At 40.2% G+C, this 11774-nt stretch carries 8 protein-coding genes; 4 read left to right on the top strand and 4 right to left on the bottom strand.

Annotated elements, in window-relative coordinates; translation table 11 throughout:
- A partial coding sequence (locus tag FHK89_RS03565) for an IS30 family transposase (RefSeq protein WP_230656849.1) occupies positions 1-950 on the bottom strand: 950 nt, incomplete at its 3' end.
- Between the two features lie 336 nt (positions 951-1286).
- Between FHK89_RS03565 and FHK89_RS03560 the strand changes: the two genes are divergently transcribed.
- The 4 genes from FHK89_RS03560 (at position 1287) to FHK89_RS14940 (ending at position 7625) form a co-directional block, all read left to right on the top strand.
- Positions 1287-4343, top strand: a complete 3057-nt coding sequence (locus FHK89_RS03560; protein WP_230656847.1) for a ComEC/Rec2 family competence protein — start codon at positions 1287-1289, stop codon at positions 4341-4343.
- 229 nt (positions 4344-4572) lie between these two features.
- Entirely contained in the window at positions 4573-5631 is a 1059-nt protein-coding gene (gene sppA / locus FHK89_RS03555; RefSeq protein WP_230656845.1) for a signal peptide peptidase SppA, read from the top strand.
- Positions 5632-5779: 148 nt separating this feature from the next.
- Positions 5780-6667 carry an alpha/beta hydrolase gene (locus FHK89_RS03550; protein ID WP_329958682.1) on the top strand — a complete coding sequence of 296 codons (888 nt, stop codon included), beginning with the start codon at positions 5780-5782 and terminating at the stop codon, positions 6665-6667.
- Between the two features lie 166 nt (positions 6668-6833).
- Entirely contained in the window at positions 6834-7625 is a 792-nt protein-coding gene (locus FHK89_RS14940) for a CPBP family intramembrane glutamic endopeptidase (RefSeq protein WP_442966556.1), read from the top strand.
- Here the strand turns inward: FHK89_RS14940 and dusA are convergent.
- The 3 genes from dusA to FHK89_RS03530 form a co-directional block, all read right to left on the bottom strand.
- Entirely contained in the window at positions 7622-8596 is a 975-nt protein-coding gene (dusA, locus tag FHK89_RS03540) for a tRNA dihydrouridine(20/20a) synthase DusA (protein WP_230656843.1), read from the bottom strand. The two genes, FHK89_RS14940 and dusA, sit on opposite strands and share 4 nt — an antisense overlap.
- Before the next feature lie 59 nt (positions 8597-8655).
- Entirely contained in the window at positions 8656-10035 is a 1380-nt protein-coding gene (locus FHK89_RS03535; RefSeq protein ID WP_230656841.1) for an MFS transporter, read from the bottom strand.
- A 62-nt stretch (positions 10036-10097) separates the two neighbouring features.
- On the bottom strand, positions 10098-11708 hold the full coding sequence (locus FHK89_RS03530) for a phospholipase D family protein (protein ID WP_230656857.1): 1611 nt from the start codon (positions 11706-11708) through the stop codon (positions 10098-10100).
- Between the last annotated feature and the right edge of the window lie 66 nt (positions 11709-11774).

The raw sequence follows: 11774 nt of genomic DNA, 5'->3' as shown, positions 1-11774 counted from the left end.
GCAACGCCCCCAAAGCTAGATTTTACCTCAAGAGGCGTTCTAAAACCTAGCACCTTTCTAGGACGATTGTTTAAATTATCCTCAATGGACTGAACCAACTCATCAGATAAATTATCCAATCTCATCGACTTAGGAAGGAACTGACGAATTAAGCCATTCGTGTTCTCGTTAGTTCCTCTTTCCCAAGAATGATAAGGTTGAGCAAAGTAAACATCAGCATTTAGCTGAGTTGCTATTGTCTCATGCCCAGCAAACTCTTTACCATTGTCAAAAGTAATGCTTAATGCTTGCTCGGTTTTGAGTAAATCAATACAAGTTTGAGCTACTCTCTGAGCTTTACGATTCGGCAATGCTTTAATTTTAGTTTCTCTGGTTGTTCTATCTACTAACGTCACCAATACACCTTTATGTCCCTTACCAACAACAGTATCACCTTCATAATCACTTATACGACTACGTTCTTCAATGATACTAGGACGCTCGGTAATATCACTGCGATTAGCTATTTTGCCTCGTCTATCTTGACCTTGTAGGCTTCGTTTCCTATAAGTCTTTTGACATCTTAAGACTTTGTATAATTCACCGCCTGCTTTTTTATCCACATAGATGTGCTGATATATGGATTCATGACTCGGTACGTCTTGCCATCCTAATAATTTTAATCGCCCTGTGATTTGTTCGGGTGAGTAGTAGTTGGTTAATAAATATTCAATATAAGCCCAACCAAAACCTGTTATCTTTGCGTTATTCTTTGCTTTACGCTCTGTTGCTAGTCGATGGGCTTGAGCAGGTCGATATCCTCGTTGCCCTGTATTTCGTTTTACCTCTCGACTTATGGTCGATTTGTGACAGCCTATAATTCTGGCTATTTCACTTATCGATGTTTTTGTTTGCAATAAGCCTGATATTTGGTATCTTTGTTCACAGGTAAGATGTGTGTAGTGTTTCATGACGTTCCGATATGTAGGAGTTGAAGAGTGAAGTGCAACATGCCACATCTTACCTCTTCTTCTCGTTTATCTAAAACGTTGCATCTCTTATTTGAATCTAAGGATTATAAAAGTTGATTGTTTGTTAGGTTTCAGTGTTAGGTTTAAAAAAGGGAGCTAGTTTAGCTCTCTTTTTTAGTGGTCGATTTTGGGAAGACGTTTTTGTTGATTTAAATTGCCTATGATAAGTAGAGGTGATAAACAATAAAAAAAGTTAAAAATTATAATAAAATAATATTTATAATAGCCAATAAGTAATAAAATTGGTAAAAAAAGTAGCATAAAAGGATTATAAATGTGATTTGGATAGGGGGGCTGCTGGCACTGGTTGTTATATTGACAGTATTGGCTGTGCCACCGCCACAATTACAGCTATTGCTACAAAGTGTGCCTGCCGAGCAATTGCAAACAATGACATGGGTTTGGCTGTGTATTGCAATGGTGGCATGGCTACTGCATTTTTTACTCAGTCGCTTTCTATTACACCATCAACAAGTTGCTGTTCATGCGTGTGCAACAGCTTTTCTACCGACAGCAAATAATCCAGAAAATTCTACCAATACTTTAGTAACGCAGCAATCTAGTCATTGGCTGCTGCTGTATCGTGGTGGTCAAGGTTTTGTATGGCTGCTGATATTGGTGGCGTGGTTATTGGCGGTGGTTTGTCATACCCTTGTGGCTCGGCAAGCGTATGTGCAGCAGTCACTTGAGCAGGTGGTCTATGTAGAAGCGATGCTGCGACCCGTGGCGTTAAGTGACAAACAACTGCTAACTGCTAATAATAGTACTGATAAAACGGCAGTGTCAAGTTATCGTTTATTAGCCACTTTAGCAGATGTGCAGCCTTTTGATGCTGTGTTGATTGATGGGCAACAAGCTGATGCAGCTACTTTGCCACATCGTGTCACAAATCCATTGGCAATGGAACAAAATAGTCAGCAAGACTCTCAAAAACTGCCATCACAATTAACTGTATTGCTACAAACCAAAGATTTACAATATCAATGGCTCAATCAATTAGCACCAACACAGCAAGTTAAAGTACAGTTGGCGTTATATCCTGTCGAGCCTAAGGCAAATGATGATGGTTTTGATTATTATCGTTGGTTAGCCACTCGTCATGCCACCGCCACGGCACGAATTATATCTGCTGAGGCAGAGGATATTGTGCCTTATTATCGGTCAAATTTTTTTGCCCGTCTGCGGCAACAGATAAACCAGCAGCGTTTTGAGTTACGAGCGTATTTGCAACAGCAGTTTGGTGAGACAGACATGGCTTTGATGCAAGGCAGTAGCCCAGCCAATGCCAATTTTCAAGCGATGGCGGTGACGTTAAGTTTGCTCACAGGTGACCGTAGTTTGATTAGTAAGCATACCACTGAGTTATATCAATATGCAGGTATTTCGCACCTGTTGGCTATTTCTGGTACACATGTATTATTTTTGGCGATATGGTTGGCTACGTTTGTTATTATTATCATTAATAGCTTTTGTCCTCGTATGTACCGAGTCGTGAGTCGTTGGCAGATACGCTATGTGGTGGCAGTGATGGCTGCATTTATGTATGCGTGGTTTACAGGTTTTGATGTACCCGCAGCCAGAACCGCTTGGATGTTATTGCTGTTAGGTGGGTTGCGTTATTTATTAGTTGGCTCGTCATTGTTTAAGCCGCTGCTGCTGTTGGCTGTTTTGATGGCATGGGCAGACCCTTTTATATTATGGCAGGCAGGTTTTTGGCTGTCATTTACTGCTGTGGTGATGTTATTGGCGTATTCTCAGTATGTGTCGTACCACTCAGTAGCGACAGCAGCAACAATGGAGCCTAATAACAACCAACAAGAGTTATTTAGCCTAAGTAATTTAAGTAATCTAAGTAATATTGCCCATCAAGGTTGGCGATTATTAAAGTCATTTTTTTGGCTACAATGTTGGATGTTTGCAGTGCTGTTACCACTAACATTATGGCTGTTTGGTAAGGTATCAATTTGGGGGGTATTGGTTAATTTATTTGCCATTGGTATTTATGGTTGGATATTAGTGCCACTCAATTTGTTAGCCGGTATGGTTTATTTTATTGTGCCCAGTGTTGCTAATATCTTCTGGCAGATTGATATTTTTTTATTAGCAAAAATTCACATACTATTGACATGGCTTGAGCTCAGTAGTCAACAATCAGGTTGGTTGTATACACCTATTACTTTGCCATTTTTGGCAGTAATTTATTTGTCTGTATTACCGTGGTTATTACCCAAAGGCTTGCTGAGTCGATGGTTGAGCTTGCCTGCTATTTGTTTAAGTATATTATTACTTGCAGCACAGTCAGGTCGGTTACATGGTATTGTTCACAGTAAATCCATATCACCGCAAGGGCAGACATTAATGGTGCGCTCATTACCTGTGGCAAATACTGTGCCTTATTCTATGACCTCTGCAACACTGCTAATGCAAGCAGAAGGGGATAGACAAGCATGGCTATTATTATCGGCATATCCTGTGTTACGAGGTAAGCAGCCAATAGATGGTTATCAATATAAGAAAGGTGATGAGGCGGGTATACAAAGCCAAGCACAAAAGCTTTCACAAACGCTAAATAGTCAACTTAGAAAACAAGGTATCAATAAGTTAACTGGGATAATTGTACAAACACCTACCGCATTCTTGGCAGATACGGTAAGCAAATTGCGTGTACAGATGCCAATTAATTATTATTGGCTGGCAGGTAATCGACAAAAACTGGTACAGCAAATTGCTGACAATACAGACAATACAGGTATAGATGTTGCTAAACAGATAACACCACGACCGTGCACACCAACGCAACAGTGGCAAAGTTCGATAGATTTTGCCAATAATGAGCAAGATATAAAAGATGGTGTGTGGCAATTGCAAGCCATCACTGGCTGGAATAAGGTAGCAGATAATCGTGTGTGGGGTTGCAGTATTGTACTACGTAGCAACTTACCAGTGGTGTTAGATTCTATTGATAGTAAGCATAGTCATATTTATAATTCTGCTACTCATCAGGTAAATGTTGATAGGAGTGTTGGCAGTATTGTGTTGGCGACACCAATAGACGCTGCAAATGAGTCGACGACATTGATTTTTAATGCCAGTCAAGATGCCAAGCTGTGGCAACTTTGGTCATTGCTATGTCCAGCAGATAAGGCGCAAAGTGTGACACATCAGACTTGGATAACACCTGCAGCGGCTTATTTTAGTCAACAGATGGTTGATGAATTGCAACCAGATTCACTGTTTATCAGCGATACAAGGTTGCTCAAACCATCTGCATCGCTACAAGATGTACAGCTTACATGGCAGACAGAAGCAATGCATGATACGACGGCTCAGTGATGATAACTTTAGTGACAGCAGCTTAGTAACAACAGTTTAGTGTATTTTAGTATGGCTTAGTGAAAAAAGTATCTTTTATAGAGACAATAACTAACAAACTGTTATTGCACCTGATTATAAAAGTGCGCATACTGGCAGGATTATTAACCAATATTAGCTATAATAGTCATTATGATAAGATGATAAGCAGTAATAATTTAATCAATAACCTATAGGAAATGGACAAAATATGTCAAATTGGCCACCAGATCCAAACAAACCAAGTAACAATAATTCTAATACGCCAAATAATCCTACACAGATGCCAGCCAATATGGCAGGGCGTGAATGGCATGTTATCGAAAAAACACTACTTGCCAGTATCGAAGAGCAAAGACGGGCACGGCGTTGGAGTATCTTTTTTAAACTGTTAACCTTCGGCTATTTAATTTTACTATTTGTCATTATGGGACGCGGCTGTAGCTCAGGTGATGGTACAGGGATTGAAGGACTGGATACCAAATCACCCCATTTGGCAGTGGTCAATGTACAAGGTGTTATCAGTGAAGACAACCCTGCCAATGCTGAAGATATTAGCGACTCATTAACGCAAGCATTTGAAAATCCGAATGCAAAAGCGGTGGCTTTGAACATTAACTCACCAGGTGGCTCACCTGTACAGTCTGACCAAATATGGCAGACGATGATGGACTTGCGTAAAGAACACCCTGATAAAAAATTATATGCGGTTATTGGTGATATTGGTGCTTCAGGTGCTTATTATATTGCTTCAGCTGCCGATGAAATTTATGTCAATCCATCAAGTTTGGTGGGCTCTATTGGGGTAATTTTACCCAATTATGATGTTGAAGGTTTGCTAGATAAAGTTGGTGTTGAAGACCGAACCATGACAGCAGGGGAGTATAAAGATATTTTGAGTATGTCTCGTCCTTTAACTGAGTTTGAGAAACAACATGTAGAAGGTGTGCTTGCCGATACCCATCAGCACTTCATTGATGCGGTAAAACAGGGTCGTGGTAATCGCCTAAAAAATCCTGAGCAAAATAACTTGTTTACGGGATTATTCTGGTCAGGTGAGCAGTCGATTGCTTTGGGCTTGGCTGATAAACGTGGCAGTATGCGTCAGCTTGAAAAAGAGTTGCAGCTAGATAATGTTGTTGACTACACTCCAGTTGATCCAATACAGCAATTATTTGACCGCTTTGCAGTAAAAATGGGTGCAGGTATTGGTTCTAGTATGAAGTTAGATTCTTTAGTAAACGAAGAAAATACGACGCAAATTCGTTAATAGAATCGCCATTAACGACGAAAAACAGTGTATAGAAGCATGGTTGCAACTACTTTTTATTTGCAACCATCTAAACACTGTTTTTTACTAATAAAAGCTTTGCCAATATACAGGCTGTACATAATAGGCATCATATAAAGGAGTGATGGTGTTTAATTTTTTACGCAAAAAATCGGCACATAAGCTGCCTGTCTCTAAATTAACTGGCAAGCCAGTTATCCATTTTGCACATGCCAATGGTATGCCCAGTAAAGCTTATCAGCCTCTATTTGCAGTCTTAGAGGCACAATATACTGTGGTTTATATACCCATAATGGGTGCAGATGAAAATAAATATCCTGTGGACAATCATTGGGATAAATTGGTACAGCAAATCCTTGATAGTGTCAAAGCTACTTGTGCTGAGCATCAAGTAAAAAAGGTGATTGGACTTGGACATTCTTTGGGTGCTTTGTGTACGTTACGTGCTATTTATCGTCAGCCGAAATGGTTTGCACAGGCAGTCTTACTTGACCCTCCATTGATATATGGTTACCGTAGCTTTTTGTGGCATTTAGCAAAGCTTGGACATCGATTTGGTTTTAGTCAGGCGGTTGATAAGATGTCGCCTGCTGGTGTGTCAAAGCATCGCCGTGATGTTTGGGATAGTCCTGAGCAAGCCTATGCATCGTTGCGTCACAAATCGTTTTTTAAGCACTTTGATGAGCGTTGTTTTCAGGGTTATATTGATTATGGTTTGACCCAGCGTAAAGATGGTCAATATGAGTTGACTTATCCTAAGTCAAGAGAAGTGGCTGTATTTCGTAATAATCCTTCTTGGTATTGGTTGACGCCAAATAAGCCCCCTGCTGTGCCTGTTAGCTTTATTATTGGTGCTGACAGTTTATTTTTAAAATATAAATTTCCACAAAAAGTGAAAAAGCGTTTGGATATTGCTTTTCAAATTCATCAAGGTGGTCATATGTTTCCGCTTGAGTATCCTGAATCTGTGGCACAAAAGGTTATGGATATCATCGCTGAACAAGTCAAAATGTGAGGGTGCTAAATAACTGATATGACTTATAAATATGGTTGTTGATGCATTCTTTATAATCTCTCTATTAAAGTCGGATTATAGTCGCACAATCCCAATATAGTGAAGTCGATAGTTGTCTATAAATCAATCAAACTCTGCCTTATTTTCTCTACCCCATACCCTTATCATGATGATTACCTTGATAGGGGTTTTTTGGTGCTTGCAAGTCATCGGATTGTATGTGGCGGCATGGTTGGTATTTCCTTATACACATGTGCTGTCTTTCTCCCAAGCCATTCAGTTAGGTAGTCTTAATGGCACAGTGACAGCGTTATCAATATGTTTTGTGGGCGTGGCAATGCTGTGTGTAAGCATTGGCTGGGTGGCTTGGCAGCGTTATGTGGTTACAAAAAAGCTGCTAACAGTTCCCCATCATTCAGATGATTCAGTGGCGATGGTAGATAGAGTGGTGGAGAAAGCAGACGCTTTAACTGTGCCTACGATACGTCAATATTTGGCTATTCAAGGATTTAATCTGAGTACGGCAATCGGCATGTTGGGTGTATTGCTGCTCTTTGTGTTTGCCAGTGAAGGTTTGACTTACTATCTTGGGGAAGACCCGACTGAGTTTTTACGACTGATATATGACACCGCTTATCCTCGTTGGCTGATTATCTTTGCCATGGTGGTGGTTGCACCTATTTATGAAGAGCTGATGTTTCGTGGGTTGATATGGTCAGCTTTGCGTGAGCAGTTATCAGGGATTCAGGGAGTTTGGTTTGCCAGTATTATCAGTAGTGTGCTATTTGCAGTGATTCATTTGCAATATGGTTTGTATGAAATCTCTACTATCATGGTACTGGCGATGATATTTTGTTTGGCTCGGGTCAAATCTGGCTCATTATTATTACCAATGCTATTGCATATTATCAATAATGGCTTGGCGATGTGGCAATTTATCGCTGTAAATGGCTATTAAGCCTCAGGATTTAATGCCAGCACTCTATCGCCTGCTTGCTGAATCTCTTCTACACTCAGCTTTTGCTTACCACTTAACGCTTGTCGCCATTTGCGTGCCCCTGCCAGTCCTTGAAATAACCCCAAAAAGTGGCGAGCAATCGAGGGTAGAGGCTCACCATTCGCCACTTGCTGCTCTAGGTAAGGATAAAGCTGCGTGAGTATCTGTGCACGAGTTGGTGGTGTTTGCCCCCAAAGACACATCGCTTCAGCCATAATATAAGGATTTTGGTATGCTGCGCGCCCAATCATCACCCCATCAACATGGGATAGGTGCTGTTTTATCTCCTCAATGGTGGTAATACCACCGTTAATCTCGATAAACAGTGATGGAAATTCTTGTTTTAAGCGATACACATCATCATAGCGTAGCGGTGGGATTTCTCGATTTTGTTTCGGACTTAATCCTTGTAGCCATGCAGTACGGGCATGCACAATAAAACGCTGACAGCCTGCCTGTGCCACTGTATCGACAAAATCATACATAAACTCATAACTGTCAAAGTCATCAATGCCAATGCGATGCTTAACGGTAATGGGAATATCAACCGCTGCTTGCATATTTTTGACCAAACCGGCAACAGTATTAGGTTCCGCCATCAAACACGCCCCGATTTTGTTATGTTGTACTCGGTCGGAGGGGCAGCCGACATTGATATTAATCTCATCAAAGCCGTATTGCTGTCCAATCTCAGCACAGCGTGTCATCTCGTCAATATCTGCCCCACCAAGTTGTAACACCAGCGGGTGTTCATCAGCGTGATAGCGTAATAGACGCTCAGTGTTGCCATGCAATATTGCTGAGGTGCTTATCATTTCGGTATATAGATAAGTGTACGGATTAAATAGACGAGCAAAGTAGCGGTAATCTGTCGTAGTCCAATCTATCATCGGGGCGATGGAGAAGCGTTTGTCTTTTATATTATCAAGCATGTATTATAAAACCTTTGAGTGTATTTGGTTTGTTTGACCAATTTGGCAATGAGTAGGCCTTAATCAAGTAAGTCAGTGGATAGACATGGTATGTCCTTAAAATCAGGTAATCGTGCCAGATACAGCCCAATAATAATACCAATGAGACCGATAAAAGTAACGTATAACGCAGGTGTAAAGCTAACATGCTCAGTGGCATAAGCCAGCGCAAAAGGTAGCGCACTTCCTACCAGTGCATAGGCAATATTATAAGACAAACAAAGACCTGTTAGACGTATGTCAGTGGGGAATATGCGTACAATAATGGCAGGTATGATACCGATAATCCCCGTACAAAACCCTAATAAGGCATACATGATTAAGATAAAGTCGCCACCACTTTCTAATTGATAAAAAAAGGCAAAAGTTTGTAAGATTAAAAGTAGACTACCAAACATCATTACTTTGCCTGCATTGTTATAATTTGCGAGTAGCCCATAGAATATGCAACCGAGCAGCATAAAAAATATGCCAATTGCATTGGCAACATTAAGAAAATCTTTATCTAAGCTAAAATGTAGGATAATCAAATCTGGTAATATAAGACCAATAACAATGAATAAACTGGAAATAATGGACGATAAAATTATTGCTAAAAATATGTCATTGTAGCGATTTTTAAACAATCGTTTAATCGGTAAAGTGGGCGTAATTTTTTCAATAGATAAGATTTGTTGATATTGTAAAAAAGTTGGGGTCTCACTTAGATATCGCCATAACCATAAGATAATTAAGTTTAATAAGGCCGCAATGACAAACGCAATGCGCCAACCATAAGTATATAGAGATGCTTGACTCATTGAACCAATCAGTATCATAAAGAACAGCATTGAAAATAACACACCTGCAATAAAACTTGCGGTGATATAGCTACAGTTTATGGAAATTTGCCGTGTGGGTAGATGTTCTGCTACAAATGTCCACGTTAAAGGTGCGTAGACACTAAAAGCCATGCCCTGTAGGATACGACTCATTAATAATAATATTGGGGCAATAATACCTACCATAGCGTAAGTGGGTAGACAAGCAATAAACAGCGTACTGATGGTTATCAAAAGTATGCTGAGAAATAGGGCAGATTTTCGTCCTTTAATATCCGCATACTGTCCCAGCAATATTGCACCAATTGGTCTAGATAAATAGCCCACAGCAAATAATCCAATAATTTCTATTTGTGAGATGATTGAGCTACTTTCATGATGGGAAAAAAAGTTGGCAATCATGATGTCTGCCATAAACAGATATAATACAAAGTCAAATGTGGTAATGGCTCTGCTTAGCATGGCAAAAAGCATGATACGATGCTGATGTTCATTTGATTTATGCTCAGGCATGGGTGGCATCAAATAAATATTAGCAGCAGCAGCATGGGTTGGCTTGGAAGCAAATCGTTTTTTCATTGTCAGTATGTAATTAAATTAAAGGATTGGTTTTAGTTATTGATTTTAGTTATTGGTTGTCATTATAGTAACCAGTCAATGGGTAGCCATGACATAACTTTAATCCAAATTTTATCAGAGAGGTTGACATTTGGCTCGGCATCATAGGTCACTAATTGACCATCTTCAATGGTTTGCCATTGTAGTTGCCCTTGTTTACCTAAAACCACATGGTAGGCTTGTGTCATCAGGTTTTCATCGACCGCATTATGTAGCTGCGCTGCAAGCTGATCATCATTAATAATGACTCCAAGTTCTGTATTGATATTGGCTGAGCGAGGATCGACATTGTATGAGCCAACAAACACATGATGATTATCGACTGCAAAAGTCTTCGCATGTAGGCTGGTTGATGATTGACTGCGTGCTCGCCATAATTTGTTTTCACGGTTTTCGGCTGAGGCAGTTGGCTTTAGCTCATAAATTTGTATGCCCGCTGCAAGTAAAGAACGTCGCCATTCGGCATACCCTGAATGTACCGCAGTGACATCGGTGGCACTAAAAGAGTTGGTTAAAATCTTCACTTCAACCCCTTGTTTGGCAAGGTTAATCAGGGTATTGACCCCATCTTTTGTGGGTACAAAGTAAGATGAAATGATCGTCAGTTTTTCATTGGGCTTACCTAGTAGGGTGCGTAGTTGTTGTACTAAGTTGGTATTTTGTGGAGTGCTATTGTTGAGTTTGGTGACTTTATCACTGACAAAATCTATCACTGCCCAACGAAAAGGAATATTTTTGTTGAGCAAGTCTGTATCGATAGATGAGTCTTCTATGGCTTGAATATACAGTGATGAGCTGCTTGCCATTGTGCCATTGTTATAAATCTTATCAAGTCCAGCAACAAAAGCTTTTGTTGTTAAGGGTAATAAGGAGGCAGAAATCTGTTGTTTGTCATTGAGCTTGAGGTCTGATTTCAATGGTTTTGCGGTCACCAATGTTTCTATATCAAATGCCAGTGGCGATGACCAATACTCCTCAAAACTTTGATCAATATCTTGCACCACCTGTCCAATTAACAGCATGTCTAAATCGGCAAACTGGCTGGTTTTATCATTATTGAGATATTCATTGCCAATATTACGTCCACCAATGATACTAATCTGCCGATCAAAGGTCATGCTTTTATTGTGCATACGGTGGTTAATGCGGCGTAAGTGGGTTAGATAGTTGATGGTTTGAAACTTGCGATAGACAAAGGGATTGACCAAACGTACTGCAATATTAGGATGACTGGCAAAGCGAATCAATTGTTGATCCAGATCTGCACTATTATTAAAGTCATCTAACAGTAAGCGCACAATCACCCCTCGATCAGCAGCTTCCCATAAATCTTTTAGCAGCAGTTGTCCTGCCTGATCGTTATGCCAAATGTAGTATTGCACATCGATATTTTTACTTGCCATGGATGTCAAAATACTACGTGAAGCAAAAGCACTCGCTCCAGTGACAATAGGATGATAGCCTGAGAGTTGTGGGTGATTGAGATTTTGAGCTGTGACGGCAGCACTTAAAGAGTTTGGCTGATAGCTCGGGTCTGCATATATTTGAGCAAGATTACTACCCAAAGCAATACTTTGCGGTGTATGTGGGGTTTTGGGCAGACTTTGACAGCCAGTTAATAACGCAACTGTAATGATGAGGCTAAAGCAGACAACAAGCTGTAAAAAACAGTGCTGAGCTGCCTTATTATCTGAATATGA

The sequence above is a fragment of the Psychrobacter sp. I-STPA10 genome (genome assembly GCF_021012795.1).
Taxonomy (GTDB): domain Bacteria; phylum Pseudomonadota; class Gammaproteobacteria; order Pseudomonadales; family Moraxellaceae; genus Psychrobacter.
The sequence above is the reverse complement of the archived record's forward strand: the minus strand, read 5'-3'. Positions and strand labels throughout refer to the sequence as shown.

Coding starts and splice junctions, on each gene's coding strand:
- sppA (WP_230656845.1), top strand. CDS start 4,573: ATGTCAAATTGGCCACCAGATCCAAACAAACCAAGTAACAATAATTCT.
- FHK89_RS03535 (WP_230656841.1), bottom strand. CDS start 10,035: ATGAAAAAACGATTTGCTTCCAAGCCAACCCATGCTGCTGCTGCTAAT.
- dusA (WP_230656843.1), bottom strand. CDS start 8,596: ATGCTTGATAATATAAAAGACAAACGCTTCTCCATCGCCCCGATGATA.
- FHK89_RS14940 (WP_442966556.1), top strand. CDS start 6,834: ATGATGATTACCTTGATAGGGGTTTTTTGGTGCTTGCAAGTCATCGGA.